The organism is Pseudomonas sp. SDO5271_S396, from assembly GCF_054071795.1.
Genome location: NZ_JBSVWB010000044.1, coordinates 1 through 17,217 on the forward strand (window position 1 = coordinate 1; position 17,217 = coordinate 17,217).

Sequence of the window (17,217 nt, forward strand, 5' to 3'; positions counted from 1 at the left end):
GCATATTCGCTGAGTGACACTCCGCCATCGCAGGCAAGCCAGCTCCTACAAGGGGTTAGTGTTTGGCTTTACGCATCAGGTAGTACGCCGCCGGAATCACGAACAGCGACAACAGCGGCGCCGTCAGCATGCCGCCGATCATCGGCGCAGCGATGCGGCTCATGACTTCGCTGCCAGTGCCTCCACCCAACAGAATCGGCAACAGCCCGGCAATGATCACCGCCACCGTCATTGCCTTGGGCCGTACCCGCAGCACCGCGCCTTCGGTGATGGCCAGCAGCAGCTCATGGTCGTTGCGTTCGGCCCAGGCGTTCTTCAGGTACAGCAGCATGATCACGCCGAACTCCGCCGACACCCCGGCCAACGCGATAAACCCCACCCCGGTGGCCACCGACAGGTTGAAACCCAACCCGTAAAGCAGCCACACCCCCCCGGTCAATGCGAACGGCAAGGTCGCCAGGATCAGCAGTGCCTCATCCGCTCGGCGAAAGGTCAGGTACAGCAACACGAAGATGATCAGCAAAGTCGCCGGCACCACCTGCTTGAGCCGTTCATTGGCCCGTTCCAGAAACTCGAACTGCCCCGAATAGCTGAGGCTCATGCCCGGTTGCAGGTGCACCTGCTGGTTGATCGCCACGCGCAAATCCTTCACCACCGAGGCCAGGTCGCGGTCGCGTACGTCGATATAGACCCAACCGGAAGGCCGGGCGTTTTCACTCTTGAGCATGGGCGGTCCGTCACTGATCCTGATCCTGGCCACCGTGCCGAGAGTGATCTGGCGGCCCGACGGCGTGTAGATCGGCAAGTCGCTCAAGGCCGTCAACGAGTCGCGCCATTCTTTGCCGTAACGCAGGCTGATGGGAAAGCGCGCCAGGCCCTCCACGGTTTCGCCAAGGGTTTCTCCACCGATGGCACCGGACACGATTGACTGCACATCGGCGATATTCAGCCCGTATTGCCCGGCAGCGGCACGGTCGATGTCCACATCGATGTACCGCCCGCCGGTCAAGCGCTCGGCCAACGCCGAACTGACGCCGGGCACGCCTTTGGCCGCCTTTTCCACCGCCTGGGTCACCGCATCGATCTGCGCCAGGCCGGTGCCGGCGACTTTCACGCCAATCGGGCTTTTGACCCCGGTGGCGAGCATGTCGATGCGATTGCGGATCGGCGGGATCCAGATATTGGTCAAGCCGGGCACCTGTACCACGCGGTCCAGTTCCTTCACCAACTGCTCCGGGGTCATGCCGGGGCGCCATTGGTCACGGGGCTTGAACGAGATCGTGGTCTCGAACATCTCCAGCGGCGCCGGGTCGGTGGCGGTTTCGGCGCGGCCGGCCTTGCCGAACACATGGGCGACTTCCGGCACGGTTTTGATCAGGCGGTCGGTGCGTTGCAACAGCTCCCCCGCCGTTTGCGTGGACAGGCCCGGCAGCGCCGAGGGCATATACAGCAAGTCCCCCTCATCCAGCGCCGGCAGGAACTCACCGCCCAGCTTCGAGACGGGCCACACCGCGCTGGCGATCACCAGCAACGCCACGAACAGGGTCAGGCGCGGCCAGCGCAGTACCACCTCCAATGCGGGTCGATAGAGCCTGATCAGCCCGCGGTTGAGCGGGTTGCGTTGCTCGTCGGGGATGCGCCCGCGAATCCAGTAGCCCATCAGTACCGGAACCAGGGTGACAGATAACCCGGCAGCGGCGGCCATGGCGTAGGTCTTGGTGTAAGCCAGCGGGCCGAACAGCCGGCCTTCCTGCGCCTGCAAGGTAAACACCGGGATAAACGACAGGGTGATGATCAACAGGCAGAAAAACAGCGCCGGCCCCACCTCCACCGCCGCGTCGGTCATCACCTTCCAGTGTTCATCGCCCTTGAGTTCGCGTCCCGGATGAGCGTGGTGCCAGGCCTCGATTTTCTTGTGGGCGTTTTCGATCATCACCACCGCCGCGTCCACCATGGCACCAATGGCAATCGCGATACCGCCCAGGGACATGATATTGGCGTTGATGCCCTGCGCGCGCATCACGATAAACGCGATCAACACCCCCACCGGCAGCGAAATGATCGCCACCAGCGAGGAGCGCAAATGCCACAGGAACACCCCGCACACCAGCGCCACCACCAGAAATTCCTCCAGCAGTTTATGGCTGAGGTTGTCCACGGCACGGTCGATGAGTTGGCTGCGGTCGTAGGTGGTGACGATTTGCACCCCGGGCGGCAGGCTGCTTTTGAGTTGCTCAAGCCGGGCCTTGACGGCAGCAATGGCGGCCCGCGCATTCTTGCCGCTACGCAGGATCACCACACCGCCCACCGCCTCGCCTTCGCCGTCCAGCTCACTGACGCCCCGGCGCAGGTCCGGCCCCAGTTGCACGGTGGCCACATCGCCCAGGGTGACGGGCACATCGCCCGCATCGAGGCGCAGGGGAATGCGGCGAAAATCATCGAGGGTTTTCAGGTAACCGGACGCGCGCACCATGTACTCGGCCTCGCCCATGTTCAGCACCGAGCCACCGGCTTCCTGGTTGGCCTTGCCGATGGCGTCCATGACCTGCGCCTGGGTAATGCCACGACTGGCCAGGGCCAGCGGATCGAGCTGCACCTGGTACTGCTTGACCTGGCCGCCGATGGTGGCGACTTCGGCCACATTCGGCAGGGTCTTGAGTTCGAACTTGAGGAACCAGTCCTGCAACGCGCGCAACTGCGCCAGGTCGTGCTGACCGCTGCGGTCCACCAGCGCGTACTGGTAGATCCAGCCGACCCCGGTGGCATCCGGGCCCAGCGCCGGCTTGGCCGCAGCGGGCAGACGCCCCTGCAACTGGCTGAGGGACTCCAGCACCCGCGAGCGCGCCCAGTACAGGTCGGTGCCCTCATCGAAAAGCACATACACATAGCTGTCGCCAAAGAACGAAAAACCGCGCACGGTCTTCGCCCCCGGCACCGAAAGCAAGGTGGTGGTCAGCGGATACGTGACCTGGTTCTCCACGATCTGCGGCGCCTGCCCGGGGTAAGGCGTGCGGATGATCACCTGTACATCCGACAAATCCGGCAGTGCGTCGACCGGCGTATTTTGCAGCGCAAACACGCCCCAGGCCGTGACAAACAAGGTGGCGAGCACCACCAGAAAACGGTTGGCGACTGACCAACGAATCAACGAGGCGATCATGGCTGCACAACCCCGCGCAGACTGGCTTCAGAGTCCAGCAGGAATTGCCCGGACGCGACCACCTGCTGGCCCTCCTGCAAACCGCTGCGGATAACCGTCATGTCCTGGCTCTCGGCCCCGACCTCGACGTCCACCGGTCGGTAATGCCCACCCGCCTCGGCCACCATCACCAGCACGCGCTTGCCGGTACGGATCAACGCTTCGCTGGGCACCTGCACCACGGATTGCGCCGTGGAGTGTGCCAGGCGTACCTGGGCCGTCATGCCGGGACGCAACGTGCCATCGGGGTTGGGCAGTTCGACGCGAACCTGGAGGGTGCGGCTGTCGCCGGCAATCGTCGGCAGGACCGCCGTGACGCTGCCCTTGAAGACCTGTCCCGGCAGCCCGACGAAGCGGCTTTCAACCGTCTGCCCCACGGTCAATGCCGCGCCTTGGGCCTGCGGCACGGCGACCTGCAGCCACAAGCGGTCCAGGCCGTCAAGGCGGGCCAGGGTCTGCCCCGACGTCATCGTCATACCTTCGCGCACGTCGAGGGTTTGCACCACGCCGCCGATTGGACTGGTGACGGTCCACACGGCTTGCACACGACCGCTTCGTTCAATGTGCGCAATCAACCCGGCAGGCATCCCGCTGAGGCGCAAACGCTGGCGTGCCGCTGCCAACCAACCGGCATCCGCGCTGCGGCGCAGGGCCAGGAACTCTTCCTGAGCGGCCGCCCATTCGGGGATCAACAGATCGACCAAGGGCGCACCGGCCTTGAGCACATCCCCCGGCGCACGGTCATACACGCGCTCGACAAAACCATTGGCCCGGGCCTGCACCACGGCCACGTCACGGTCGTTGAAGGCGAGGATGCCCGACACCTCCAGCGTCGACGCCAGCACACCCCGTGTCACCGTGGCCAGGCGCACACCAAGGTTCTGCGCCACACGCGGGTCGACCTGCACGGTCGCATTGTCCGCCGCACTGTCGGCATAGCGCGGCACCAACTGCATATCCATGAAAGGCGACTTGCCGGGTTTGTCGAACTGTTGCTGCGGGTACATCGGGTCATACCAGTACAACGCGGGTTTCTCGGCCACGGCGGCGACCGGCGCCGGCGTCTGCGCCAGCCAGTAACCGGCGCCCATGCCTGCGCCCAACAGCGCCAATGCCAGGATTCGATTAATCATGGGACGTTTCTCCATAGGCGAAATACAGCTGCGCGCCGACCAGGGCGCGCTGTTCGATGGCATCGATCTGTTGGAAACGGGCGTCGACCAGCTCACGCCGTGCGCTGACCAGCGTGAGCAGATCCCCCTTGCCGGCCCGATAACCGGCCAGGCTCAGCGCGACCTTTTCTTCGGCCAGCGGCACCAGACTGTCCTGGCTGCGCTGGACGGCGCGGTCCAGGCGCTGGTACTGCGCCAGGTCATCCTCCAGTTGCTGGGTATGCTCGCGGGTGACCGCTTCGCGTTCGGCGTCCAGTTGATCCAGCTCAGCCTGCTTGGCCGCGATCCCAGGGTTTTGCCGGCGACCGGGAAAAATCGGCAGGTCGACCGTCACTTGCAGACTGACCATGTCGCCGTACTCACGACCACGGTGCTGGTAGTCCACCTCCCAGCTCCAGTCCGACGTCTTCTGCGCCTTGGCTTCGCGCAGACGCGCCTCAGCCTCGCGGGTACGCGGTACGAACGCTTGCAGCTCGGGGTGCTGGTGCAGGCGGTAACGCCCTTCGATCGGCCAGGTGGGAAACTGGCCGCTGGGCGCTTCGTCGGCGCCCGGGCCAATCCAGCGCTTGAGCGCCGCGCGGGCCTGGGCGCGTTGCTGGGTCAGCTCGTCTTCACGCCCGGCCAGTTCCGCCGCTTCCTGCCTGGGAATGACCGCATCGGCGGGCTGGCCACGGCCACCGGCCAGCTGTGCGCGCACGCTGTCTTGCAGCAGGCGGTTCTGCTGGTAGAAATCCTTGAACAGCGCCGCTTTACGCTCTACCGCATAAGCGCGAATCCACGCCTGGGCCGTGGCCTGGCGCACATTCAGGCGCTCGACACGGGCCTCGGCTGCGGTGCGCTCCACCGTGGCAGCGGCCAACTCGACCCGGGCCTGGCGCTTGTCGCGGCTGGGCACTTGTTGCTGGATACCGATCATCTGCTCGGTCATGTCATCGCCATACAACGTGCCGCGATTGGGCCCGCCAATGGGAAAGTTCTGCAGCCCGACCACCAGTTTCGGATCGGGCAATTCACCGGCCGGGATCGCCGACTGGGTCGCGGCGAGCAGTTTGGCCGATTCCGCCGCGAGCGACGGTGCGTTGTGTTGCGCCAGGCGCAGGGCGTCGTCCAGGGTCAGCGCACGCGCCAACGCCGGCCACGCCAACACGCCCATCACCAGGGCGCGCAGGTAGAAGGCATTCATGTTGAAAAGTCCTGTTCCGTTGCGCTGTGCGCCGCGTCAGACGGCCCACAGCCAAGCCATCCCGATGCGGGGATGAGTCTTCAGGTGCAACAGCAATCAGGAACGGGGTGGGCGCCAGACGCCGGACGGCGTGCGGTCGGGGATGAATTCAGTGGTGGCGCGGGCGAGCAGCGGATGGGCGGGGGGCGGTGGCGCCTTGAGCGCCGCCAGGGAGAGTTGCAGCAGGCCGCCGGTCTTGCACTCCTGCCCGGGCTTGCAGGCCTTGCCGTGATCAGCGCCGTCCTGGCAGCAGTCCGGGCCCATGTCGGTCATCACCTGCATGTCCGACATTTTCATCGGGCAGGGTTCTGTGCTCGACGGCACTCCCGCCATCCCGGTCAAGGGAAGCGAGAGGCTCAACAGCAGGACCAGGATCAAACGCATCAGGCGGCTCATGGGGCGCGAGTCTAGCCAAGGCCGGGTTAAGCCGCCATTAACAAATGGGGGAGCCAAGCGGCTCCCCCATTTTTCTACCGAATGAAGTTCGCGATCAGTGCATGAAAATCGCGATCAGGATGATCACCGGAATCGGCACCCCGAGGAACCACAGCAGTAATGAGCGCATGATGTTCTCCTTGAATTAACGGACGTAGTGTTCGGTGTCGACATACACCACCGCATCGCGGCGGCGACCGCCGAAGGTCGCGGCGAAGCTGGCGAAGAAGGCGCCGATCAGCAAGGCGATGAAGGTCCACAGCGAGGTGTAGGCCGCCACCTTGGCGGCGCTGTCCGCGGCTTGCTTGGCCTTGAGCTTGGCGTCTTCGACGGCTTTGCGGGCATCGCCATAGACTTTGTCGATACGGGCTTCGGCATCGGCGTGGCTGAGGTTGGTCCGCTGGCTGATCAACTGGGCCAGGTAGGCACGGTCTTCAGGCGCCAGTTGGCCGTCGTTGGCCAGGGTGCGGGTGAAGATACGCGCGACCACGGCGTGGGCGGCGTCGTCACTTACCGCCGCCGGACGGTCATCGCGAAACAGGCTGTCGACGTAATAGCCGAAGTCATCGCCTTTAACACCCTGCGCCGCGCTGCCGGCAGCCTGGGCCACGCCGGATGCCACGCTGGCACCGGCCTGTACCCCGCCGCCAATCACGCTGCTGACCGAGCCAACGACCAGCATCGCCGTGATCAGGGTTGCGACGGCCCAGGCCAGGAAGCCATGGGCGGTGTCGCGAAAATACACCTCATCACCGTGCATATTCGCCCATTTCACCTGTAGCCGGCCGGCGATGTAACCGCCCAGGCCCGAAGCGACGATCTGGGTGAAGGCCAGCCACACAACCGTGGAAATGCCCAGCCCCTTGGCGCTGATGCCGTCGTTGGCCCACGGCGACACCGCCGAAAAGCCCAGGCCGACGCCCAGCAACACCAGGATCAAGGACAGTGCAGCCGCCGCGGCGGCCCCGGCAAAAATCGCCCCCCAGGAAACCCCGGAGAGCGCGCTCGACTCTTGCAGCGTGGATGAGGATGTGATCATTGTTATTTCGCTCCAGGCGTGAAAAATGGTGTTACATGTCTCGGAAGGGACAGTGCAGTCGACGTGCCATCCGCCTGAAAAATAAATTTTGTTTCATTTCAAACAGTTAGATAAGTTGAACTTACCCGAACCATGCAACTTGCAAGAAATGGCATTCCTGAACGGGCGTTATGCACTCCTCGCCGAATGTCTCGGTTTTGCCAACATGAAGTTTTATTTAGGAAGCGTTCAGGCATTTCTTGGCAAAATGCCCCCACTTCTAGTGTGAATCGCTCACCAGGTAATCCCTATGACCCGCATTTTGACCATCGAGGATGACGCCGTAACGGCCCGCGAGATCGTCGCCGAGCTGAGCAGCCATGGACTGGATGTAGATTGGGTGGACAATGGCCGCGAAGGCCTGGTCCGTGCCGTGAGTGGTGATTACGATCTGATCACCCTCGACCGCATGCTGCCCGAACTCGATGGCCTGGCCATCGTCACCACCTTGCGCACCATCGGCGTGTCGACGCCGATTCTGATGATCAGCGCGCTTTCCGATGTGGACGAGCGGGTGCGCGGCCTGCGCGCCGGGGGTGACGACTACCTGACCAAGCCGTTCGCTTCCGATGAAATGGCCGCCCGCGTCGAAGTGCTGCTGCGGCGCAAAAGCACGGTCAAGGAATTCGAAACCGCCCTGCGCGTGGCCGACCTGGAACTGAACCTGATCAGCCGCGAAGCCAGCCGCGCCGAGCAGCCACTGAGCTTGCTGCCCACCGAATACAAGCTGCTGGAATTCCTGATGCGCAACACCGGGCAAATCCTCTCGCGGATGATGATTTTCGAGGAAGTCTGGGGTTATCACTTCGACCCGGGCACCAACCTGATCGACGTGCACATCGGTCGCCTGCGCAAGAAAATCGATCCACCGGGCCTCACGCCGCTGATCCGCACGGTACGAGGCTCCGGCTATGTCATTGCTGAACCCCTCTAAGGGCTGGCGTTCTTCCAGCAGCCGTTTGCTGGCACTGTACAGTTCGCTGTTCGTGGCGTGGAGCTGCATCCTCATGGGGGTGCTGTATTACGAGGTGTCGGGTTACCTGGGTGACTTGTCGCGCCACTCATTGATGCAGCGCCAGCACCTGTTCCAGCGCTTCGACGGCGAAGAACTGGTGGAAGCCCTGACCACCAGCATGACCTTCGACATGAAAGGCGTGGACGCCTACGGCCTGTTCGATGAGCAATTCCAGCCGTTGAGCGGGCCGATCCGCACGGTGCCGCCGGACCTGCCCCTGGACGGCAAGATCCATGCGCTGGCCAACTGCGTGGAGTCCAACGACCCCAAACTGCCCAAAGACAGCTGCGACGCTGTGGCCACCCACACCGAGGACGGTCGCTGGCTGGTGCTGGTGCGCGCCAACGGTTCGCTGTTCGGCGTGACCCGGATCATCTGGCATGCCCTGTTGTGGGCACTGTCGCTGACCATCATTCCCGGCGCCGCCGGCTGGCACCTGCTGCGCCGACGCCCGTTGCGGCGGATTCGCAGTATCCAGGCCAGTGCCGAAGCCATCGTCGCCGGCGACCTTACCCACCGCTTGCCGCTGTCCAATCGGCGTGACGAGCTGGACATGCTCGCGGCCATCGTCAACGCCATGCTCGACCGTATCGAGAAGCTGATGAATGAGGTCAAGGGTGTGTGCGACAACATCGCCCACGACCTGCGCACCCCGCTGACGCGCCTGCGCGCGCAGTTGTACCGGATCAAGCAACAGGCCGAGGAAGACTCGGCCCACGCGGTGAAACTGGACGACGCCATCGCCGAAACCGACACCCTGATGGCGCGTTTTCGCGGGCTGTTGCGCATTTCGGAACTGGAAGACCACCAGCGTCGCTCGGGTTTCCTGGTGATGGACCCGTTGCCGCTGCTACGCGAACTGCACGACTTCTACCTGCCCCTGGCCGAGGAAGGCGAAATGCAGCTGGTGCTCGAAGTGCCGGAGTCTCTGCCATGGATCACCGGTGACCGCGCGCTGCTGTTCGAAGCCTTGGCCAACCTGCTGAGCAACTCGATCAAGTTCACCCCGCCGGGGGGCATCGTGATCTTGCGCGGGCTCAATGACGCCGGCAGTACACGTATCGAAGTGCACGACTCCGGGCCGGGCATACCGGCGGCGGAACGGCATGCGGTGTTCCAGCGTTTCTATCGCGTGGATGAAAACGACCAGCAAGGCGGGTTCGGCTTGGGCCTGTCGATCGTGGCCGCGATCATCAACCTGCATGGGTTCAAGCTGGAGGTGGGCAGCAGCGAGCGCGGCGGCGCGCGGTTGGTACTGGAATGCCGTCAGCAACTGATGCCCGAGTAATCCAGTCACCACAAAACCCTGTGGGAGCGGGCTTGCCCGCGATGGCGGCGTGTCAGTCAACTAGAGCTGGCTGACCCACCGCCATCGCAGGCAAGCCAGCTCCCAAATTGGATATGCTGTGTGTCAAATCAGGCCGGGAAATTGGCCCGCAACGCCTCAACCCCACCTTTGTAGACACCGGCAAACAGCTCTTCCACGGCCGCATCCGTCACACCGTCCACCGGCGTGAACACCCCCGACCAAGTCACTTTCGCCGACGCATCGGTCAGCGCTTCAACCTGCAACGTCGCCAGATAGGCGCTCACCGGAAACGGTGATTCTTCAATGGTGTAGCTGTAGGTGCGCACCACGTTATCAAAGGTCTGCAAACGCTCCACGATCTCACCACCGTCGGCGGTCGTCAGGTGACGCAGGCGGCCGCCTTCGCTCGGTTCGCTCGTGGCGATCAACGGCAGCCACTTGGGCAAGTCGTTGAAGCCACCGACCAATGCCCAGACTTTGTCAGCGGATACCGGAATTTCAATTACTGCGGATGCTGTTGGCACGTTAAATCTCCAAAAGTCGTAGGAAAACGTCGCCCAGCCTGCCACGCCCGGCGCTTCAATGCATCAACTCCCGCAACCGATACCACAACATCCCCAATGCCAGCAGCGGCGAGCGCAAGGCCTTGCCGCCGGGAAACGTCATATGTGGCACCTGGCTGAAAACATCCAGGCCGTGGCTATGCCCGGCATCAATCGCCTCGGCCAGCAGGCGCGCGCACCAGTGGGTCACGTTCAAGCCGTGGCCTGAGTAACCCTGGGCGTAGAACACGTTGGGATACTGCTGCAATCGCCCCACCTGGGGAAAGCGGTTGGCGGTGATGCCGATCTTCCCGCCCCACTGGAACTCGATGGCGGTATGGGCCAGTTGCGGGAATACCTTGAGCATTTTCGGTCGCATGTAGGCGGCGATGTCCGCCGGATCGCGGCCGGAGTAATGGCACGCGCCGCCGAACAGCAGGCGTCGGTCCGCGGACAGTCGGTAATAATCCAGGCCGACTTTCTGGTCGCACAACGCCAGGTTCTGCGGGATCAATTGCTGGGCCATGGCCGGCGACAACGGCTCGGTAGCGATGATGTAACTGCCCGCCGGCAGTACCTTGCCGCTCAGGCGCGGTTCCAGTTCTTCGAGGTGCGCGTTGCACGCCAGCACCAGGCTGGCGGCGCGCACGGTGCCGCCGGCGCAGCGCACCTGCACCGTGTCGCCGTGGAGCAGTTCCAGCACTTCGCTGCGCTCGAAGATCCGCACGCCCAGGGCTTCGGCCACCTGCGCCTCACCCAGCACCAGGTTCAGCGGGTGCAGATGCCCGGAGCCCATGTCCACCAGGCCACCGGCATACACCGTCGAACCGACGACCTGCGCTAACGCCTGCGGGCCGACCAGGCGGGTTTCATGGGCATAGCCCAGTTCCGCCAGGTGCGCCTGCTCGCCCTTGAACGCTGCAAATTGCGCCGGTGTATTGGCCAGTTCGCAATAGCCCCAGCGCAGGTCACAGTCGATGGCGTGCTCACGAATACGCTCGCCCACCAGGGCCACCGACTCGATCCCGGCCTGCTCCAGGTAACGCACGCCCTCCTTGCCCACATACTTGGCAAACCCCGACACCTCATGGCCGATGCCACGAATCAATTGCCCGCCATTGCGCCCGCTGGCGCCCCAGCCGATGCGCCGGGCCTCCAGCAGGACCACAGAGAGCCCGCGCTGGGCCAATTCGATAGCGGTGTTGACGCCGGTGAAACCGCCGCCGATCACACACACATCGGCGCTCAGGTCAGCGTCCAGTGACGGACGCTCCGGCATCGCGTTGGCCGTGGCCCGGTAGTAGGACCGGGCGTGGTCGCTGGACTGCATCATTTATTGGTCTTCACTTTGCTCCACGCGCGGGTCATCAGGCGCATGGTCGCCGGGGTGGGCGTGGTGGAAATGTAGAGTTTGTCGAGTACGGCCTGTGGTGGATACACCTCGGGGTTGTTCACCAGTTCCGGGTCCATGAACGCCTTGGCCGCCGGGTTCGCGTTGGCATAGCCCACCGAGGCGCTGACCTTGGCGATCACTTCGGGGTCGAGCAGGTAGTTGATGAACGCATGGGCTTCTTTCGGGTTGCCCGCATCGGCGGGAATCGCCAGCAGGTCGAACCACAGGTTGGAGCCTTCCTTGGGAATCGAATAGGCGATGTTCACGCCGTTCTTGGCTTCCTTGGCGCGGTTGGCGGCCTGGAACACGTCGCCGGAATAACCGAAGGCCACGCAGATATCGCCGTTGGCCAGGTCCGAGATGTACTTGGAAGAGTGGAAGTAAGTGATGTAGGGCCGCAGCGTCAGCAGCTTGGCCTCGGCTTGCTTATAGTCCTCGGCATTCTCGCTGCGCGGGTCTTTGCCCAGGTAGTTGAGGATCGCCGGGAACAGCTCATCCGCCGAATCGAGGAAGGCCACGCCGCATTGGTTGAGCTTCTTGATGTTCTCCGGCTCGAACAACACCGCCCACGAGTCGATATGGTCGATGCCCAGCACCTGCTTGACCTTGTCGACGTTGTAGCCGATGCCATTGGTGCCCCACAGGTACGGCACCGAGTGTGCGTTGCCCGGGTCGTTTTTCTCCAGCAGCGCCAGCAGCTTGGGGTCGAGGTTCTTGAAGTTGGGCAACTGCGCACGGTCGAGCTTGAGGAACGCCCCGGCCTTCACCTGGCGCGCCAGAAAGTGGTTGGACGGCACCACCACGTCATACCCGGTGCGCCCCGCGAGCAACTTGCCCTCCAGGGTTTCGTTGGAGTCGAACACGTCATAGATCGGCTTGATCCCGGTCTTGGCCTGGAAGTCGGCCAGGGTGGTCTCGCCGATATAGTCGGTCCAGTTGTAGATGCTCACAGTCTGTGCCGCTTCGCTGGTGCTGCTGAGTGCGGCCATCAGGGCCAGCGGGAGAAGCTTTTTCACGAGACGCATATCGACACCCCTTTTTTTGGTTTTTTAGACGCTCAACAGCAGGAACTCACGCTCCCAGGAACTGATCACTCGCTTGAAATTCTCGTGCTCGGCGCGTTTCACCGCGACGTAGCCACGCACGAACTTGTCGCCCAGGTAGCGCTTGACCGTGTCGCAATCCTCCATGCGCGCCAACGCATCTTCGAGGGTGAACGGCAGGCGCAGGTTGCGACGCTCGTAGGCGCGGCCTTCCACCGGGGCACTGGGCTCGATCTGCTCGACCATGCCCAGGTAGCCACACAGCAGACTCGCCGCAATGGCCAGGTACGGGTTGGCGTCGGCACCTGGCAGGCGGTTTTCCACGCGCATCGCATCAGGGCTGGAAGTGGGCACGCGCAGGCCGACGGTGCGGTTTTCTTCGCCCCACTCGACGTTGACTGGCGCCGAGGTGTCCGGCAGAAACCGGCGGAACGAGTTCACATTGGGCGCAAACATCGGCAGCAGCTTGGGGATGTACTTCTGCAAGCCGCCGATATGGTGCAGGAACAGTGGGCTCTTGTTGCCGTCGGCATCGACGAACACGGGTTTGCCGGTGGCGATCTCCACCACGCTCTGGTGCAGGTGCATGGCGCTGCCCGGCTCGTCGGCCACCGGCTTGGCCATGAAGGTGGCGGCTACGTTGTGCTTGAGCGCGGCCTCGCGCAGGGTGCGCTTGAACACGGTGATCTGGTCGGCCAGGTCGAGGGCATCGCCGTGGCGGAAGTTGATTTCCATCTGCGCCGGGCCGTCTTCGTGGATCAGCGTGTCGAGGTCCAGGCCCTGGGCTTCGCACCAGTCATAGACGTCTTCGAACAACGGGTCGAATTCGTTGGCCGCATCGATGGAGAACGACTGGCGCCCGGTTTCGGCACGGCCGGAGCGGCCAATCGGGGTTTTCAGCGGCAGGTCCGGGTCTTCGCAGCGCTGGGTCAGGTAGAACTCCATTTCCGGCGCGACAATCGGCTGCCAGCCTTGGTCGGTGTACAGCTGCAAGACCTTTTTCAGCACATTGCGCGGCGACAACTCGATGGGGTTGCCCTGCTTGTCGAAGGTGTCGTGGATCACGATGGCGGTGGGCTCGATGGCCCAGGGCACCACGTAGGTCGCGTGGGACACCGGACGGCAGACCATGTCGATGTCGGCCGGGTCCAGCAGGTCGTAGTAAATGTCGTCGTCGACAAAGTCCCCGGTTACCGTTTGCAGCAACACACTTTCCGGCAGGCGCATGCCTCGCTCATGCAGGAACTTGTTGGTGGGCGCAATCTTGCCGCGGGCGATACCCGTCAAATCACTGATCACGCATTCGACTTCGGTAATCTTGTGTTCTTTCAGCCAGGCGGACAGCTGATCGAAGGGGGCGTTCATAGGAACCTCGTCATGGGTTGGATGCTGCGCCGGCTTGTACTGCCGGGGCATTGAGGTCTATCTTGGGCCAGCCTTCACAGGGCATCTATCCACTTTGCACCGACCACAACGCACCAATAGAGTGCGTACGGATCACCCATGACACAGGCAACAGCTTTGCGCGTACAGGCCTTCGCCACCGGTGATGTGGCCGCTCAATGCAGTGCGACCCCCGGTTGGGTACAGCAATACCAGCAAATGTCCCCCGGGCACTTTGCCGGGCGTATCCGCTACCTCGACCTGCAAGGGGTCGAGGTCTACGAAGAAAGCATGAACACCCGCGTCGAACAGCATTTCAATGCACCCGCCGGCTCGCTGGCGTTCTGTTTCGACGACAGCGACCACACGCTGTACCTGCTCAACGGCGAAAGCCGCAACACCTGGATCACCCCGGAAAACTACCGTGAAGTGGCGGTGGTGTTCGGGCCGCAATTCGTGCAGCGCCATGGCCTGGACGTGGCAAAACTCGACGGCCTGTTCATGGCGCCGCTGACCGGCCAGCAGAACGCGCTGTTCATCCGCTGGCTCAGCAGCACCCTCACCCGCCTGCAAACCATCACCGACCCCGTCAGCCGCGACGCCCTCACCCAGCAACTGCTCGACGATTGCCTGTTCATCCTCGACAACGCCTGCGTGTGCCTGGACCGCAGTTCGCTGCAGCGGCGCAGTGAAGAACGCCTGCTGATGGCACGCATCGGCGAATGGGCGGCGGATGCGCCGGACGAAACCGTCAATCTGCTGGAACTGGCCCGAATTGCCGGAGTGCCGCTGCGCCAGTTGCAGCAGGGCTTCAAGACCTACACCGGGATGAGCCCGGCACAATGGCTGCGCCTGCGCCGCTTGAATGGCGCCCGTCGCGAGCTGCTGAGCAACGCCGACACCACCGTGGCCGAGGTGGCGATGAACTGGTCGTTCTGGCACTTGGGGCGGTTTTCCAACAGTTACCGGGCGTTGTTCCAGGAGTTGCCCAGCGAAACCCTCAAGCGCTCCACCTGAACGGCAATCACTCTGGAGAGTGCACGCCCCCTGTGGGAGCTGGCTTGCCTGCGATGGCGCTCTGTCAGTGACAGGTGGACTGCCCGACCTGCCCCTATCGCAGGCAAGCCAGCTCCCACCTTTGGCCCTGCGCCGCAACAGAACCACTCTCAACAACTTGTAAATCCTCGTCGATCCACCTAGCTTATGCGCCCCCCCGCCCCGCGCTCTAAGGCTCCGCCCCATGGTTTTGCGTTTTCGTCCCGCTGTTCCTTCACGTTTAGCCCTCGGCCTGCTGCTCAGCGGCGGTATCGGCAACAGCCTGGCAGCCGAGCTGGAATTGCCCGCCGTGAAGGTCCAGGGCCAGGACGCGTCCGGCTATCGCACTGACACCGCCTCGGTCGGCGGTTTCAATGAAGCCCCGCTGCTGGATACCCCGGCCTCGATCACCGTGATCAACGACGCCATGCTCAAGGACCAGCAGGCCCGCCTGCTCAGCGAAGTGCTGCGCAACGACGCTTCGGTGGGCGACAGCTACGCGCCGATCGGCTATTACGAAAACTTCGTGGTGCGCGGCTTCTCGCTGAACGCGGCGAGCAGCTACAAGATCAACGGGCGCACCATCACCGGCGAACAGAACGTCGCCCTGGAAAACAAGCAGCAAGTGGAGGTGCTCAAGGGCCTGGCCGGCCTGCAAAGCGGGATTTCCGAACCCGGCGGCGTGATCAACTACGTGACCAAGCGCCCGGAAGACGTGCGCTCGGTGACGGTGTCCACCGATGACCGGGGCAGCGGTTACGTCGCCACCGACGTGGGCGGCTGGTTTGGCAGCGAACAGCAATTCGGCCTGCGCGCCAACGTGGCCCACGAAGACCTCAATGCCTATGTGGAACACGCCAACGGCCAGCGGGATTTCGTGTCCCTGGCCTTCGACTGGAACATCAGCCCCGACGCCGTGCTGCAACTGGACGCCGAATACCAGAACAAGCAACAGCGCTCGGTGCCAGGCTATCAATTGCTGGGCGGTACCGAAGTGCCCCACGACGCATCCCCGAAAAAACTGCTCGGGCACCAGACCGGTGGCCGCCAGGTGGGCATCGACTCCCTGAACCTCAACGGCAAGTTCGAATACCGTTTCAGTGACCAGTGGAAAGGCAGCGTCAGCGCGGCGCGCAGCAAGGTGGTGATTGATGATTACAGTTCGTTTGCCTATGGCTGCTTCTACGTGACGGATTGCGGTACGGCCACCTTCAGCCCAACCGGCGACTACGACATCTACGACTACCGCAGCCCCGACGACACCCGTCGCGACGATGAAGTGCAGGCCGCCATGACTGGGCTGTTCGACACCGCAGGCCTGAGCCACGAACTGACCTTCGGCACCAGCGCGTTTCATCGGGTGGTCGATAAGCGCGAATCGGTGAACGAATACATCGGCAGCGGCAATATCCACCAGGACGCACCGAGCTTTACACCCACCGACAAACCGCTGAACGCCCGCCAGCGCAACCTCGACAGCCGCCAGTACGGCCTGTTCGTCACTGACCGCATTCGTTTCAACGAGCAGTGGCAGACTATCCTGGGTGGTCGCGAAGTGCGCCTGGATGAAAAAGCTTACGACGGCATCACGGGCGATCAGACGCGCCACACCCAGCAGTACGTGTTCCTGCCCCAGGCCGCATTGATCTACAAGCCGGTGGAAACGATCTCGCTGTACACCAGCTACAGCAAAGGCCTGTCTCTCGGCGGCCAGGCGCCATGGACAACCACCAACCGCGGCGAAACCCTGGCCCCTACCCCCTCACGCCAGATCGAAGCCGGGGTGAAATACGACTGGCGCCGCATCAGCTTCGCCGCCGCCGTGTTCCAGACGCGCCAGGCTTACCAGTACGCCAAACCGGATGGCACGGGTAAATTTGACTACGTGCAACAGGGCGAGCAAAAGAACACTGGCCTGGAACTGTCGGCCAATGGCTGGGCCACCGACCGCCTGCAGGTCGCAACCAGCGTGGCCGCGATCCGCGCGCGGGTGACCGGCAGCGGCACGCCGGACTATGAAGGGCACCAGGCAATCAACGTGCCCAAGCTGCGGGCCAGTGTGTATGCCGATTACGCGTTGCCGTGGGTGAACGGGTTGGCCGTGCTGGGCGGTATGCAATACAGCGCCAGGAAGTACGCCGACCGCACCGGCAATGTGGAAGTGGGCGATTACGCGGTGGTCAATGTGGGCAGCCGCTACACCACCAAAGTGGACGGCTATGAAACGGTGTTCCGCCTGAGCGTCGACAATGTGTTCGACAAGCGCTACTGGCGCGACGTGGGCGAATACCTGGGCGATGACTACCTGTTCCAGGGCGCGCCGCTGACGGCCCGGTTGAGTGCCTCGGTCAACTTCTAAAGTCTCCAGCGAAGAGCCCTGTGGTGAGCAGG

General features: G+C 63.3%; 13 protein-coding genes. 4 read left to right on the forward strand and 9 right to left on the reverse strand.

The features are described from left to right. Positions 1 to 55: 55 nt before the first annotated feature. The 5 genes from ACW9IN_RS23720 to ACW9IN_RS23740 all read right to left on the reverse strand — a co-directional run bounded on the left by ACW9IN_RS23720 (position 56) and on the right by ACW9IN_RS23740 (position 7,067). Positions 56 to 3,160, reverse strand: a complete 3,105-nt coding sequence (locus ACW9IN_RS23720) for an efflux RND transporter permease subunit (RefSeq protein WP_457368100.1) — start codon at positions 3,158 to 3,160, stop codon at positions 56 to 58. After that, complete coding sequence (locus ACW9IN_RS23725) at positions 3,157 to 4,332, reverse strand: efflux RND transporter periplasmic adaptor subunit (RefSeq protein WP_457368101.1); 1,176 nt, start codon at positions 4,330 to 4,332, stop codon at positions 3,157 to 3,159. Before ACW9IN_RS23725 ends, ACW9IN_RS23720 begins: the two co-directional genes overlap by 4 nt. Then, positions 4,325 to 5,554, reverse strand: a complete 1,230-nt coding sequence (locus ACW9IN_RS23730; protein ID WP_457368102.1) for a TolC family protein — start codon at positions 5,552 to 5,554, stop codon at positions 4,325 to 4,327. Before ACW9IN_RS23730 ends, ACW9IN_RS23725 begins: the two co-directional genes overlap by 8 nt. Before the next feature lie 96 nt (positions 5,555 to 5,650). Then, the gene (locus ACW9IN_RS23735) at positions 5,651 to 5,989 is read right to left on the reverse strand and encodes a hypothetical protein (protein ID WP_457368103.1); all 339 of its coding nucleotides are present in this window, start codon (positions 5,987 to 5,989) and stop codon (positions 5,651 to 5,653) included. Positions 5,990 to 6,173: 184 nt separating this feature from the next. Further along, on the reverse strand, positions 6,174 to 7,067 hold the full coding sequence (locus ACW9IN_RS23740) for a hypothetical protein (RefSeq protein ID WP_457368104.1): 894 nt from the start codon (positions 7,065 to 7,067) through the stop codon (positions 6,174 to 6,176). A 289-nt stretch (positions 7,068 to 7,356) separates the two neighbouring features. On the opposite strand from ACW9IN_RS23740, the gene ACW9IN_RS23745 reads away from it, so the two are divergent. Beyond that, complete coding sequence (locus ACW9IN_RS23745) at positions 7,357 to 8,040, forward strand: response regulator transcription factor (RefSeq protein WP_003219726.1); 684 nt, start codon at positions 7,357 to 7,359, stop codon at positions 8,038 to 8,040. Continuing rightward, positions 8,018 to 9,409, forward strand: coding sequence for a sensor histidine kinase (locus tag ACW9IN_RS23750; RefSeq protein WP_457368105.1), 1,392 nt, complete (start codon positions 8,018 to 8,020; stop codon positions 9,407 to 9,409). The genes ACW9IN_RS23745 and ACW9IN_RS23750 overlap by 23 nt, the downstream gene beginning before the upstream one ends. Before the next feature lie 128 nt (positions 9,410 to 9,537). On the opposite strand, the gene ACW9IN_RS23755 is transcribed toward ACW9IN_RS23750, so the two are convergent. Genes ACW9IN_RS23755 through ACW9IN_RS23770 form a run of 4 tightly spaced genes read right to left on the reverse strand, consistent with a single transcriptional unit; the run spans position 9,538 to position 13,773 of the window. Next, positions 9,538 to 9,954, reverse strand: coding sequence for an SRPBCC family protein (locus tag ACW9IN_RS23755; RefSeq protein WP_457368106.1), 417 nt, complete (start codon positions 9,952 to 9,954; stop codon positions 9,538 to 9,540). Positions 9,955 to 10,009: 55 nt separating this feature from the next. After that, a complete protein-coding gene (locus ACW9IN_RS23760; RefSeq protein ID WP_457368107.1) occupies positions 10,010 to 11,305 on the reverse strand; it encodes an NAD(P)/FAD-dependent oxidoreductase in 1,296 nt (431 codons plus the stop codon). Further along, complete coding sequence (locus tag ACW9IN_RS23765; RefSeq protein WP_457368108.1) at positions 11,302 to 12,390, reverse strand: polyamine ABC transporter substrate-binding protein; 1,089 nt, start codon at positions 12,388 to 12,390, stop codon at positions 11,302 to 11,304. The genes ACW9IN_RS23760 and ACW9IN_RS23765 overlap by 4 nt, the downstream gene beginning before the upstream one ends. A gap of 24 nt (positions 12,391 to 12,414) precedes the next feature. After that, complete coding sequence (locus ACW9IN_RS23770; RefSeq protein ID WP_457368109.1) at positions 12,415 to 13,773, reverse strand: glutamine synthetase family protein; 1,359 nt, start codon at positions 13,771 to 13,773, stop codon at positions 12,415 to 12,417. A 138-nt stretch (positions 13,774 to 13,911) separates the two neighbouring features. Between ACW9IN_RS23770 and ACW9IN_RS23775 the strand changes: the two genes are divergently transcribed. Continuing rightward, positions 13,912 to 14,808 (forward strand): helix-turn-helix domain-containing protein, encoded by an 897-nt coding sequence (locus ACW9IN_RS23775; RefSeq protein WP_457368110.1) that lies wholly within the window; start codon positions 13,912 to 13,914, stop codon positions 14,806 to 14,808. Positions 14,809 to 15,031: 223 nt separating this feature from the next. Continuing rightward, the gene (locus ACW9IN_RS23780) at positions 15,032 to 17,185 is read left to right on the forward strand and encodes a TonB-dependent siderophore receptor (RefSeq protein WP_457368111.1); all 2,154 of its coding nucleotides are present in this window, start codon (positions 15,032 to 15,034) and stop codon (positions 17,183 to 17,185) included. Positions 17,186 to 17,217 lie beyond the last annotated feature (32 nt).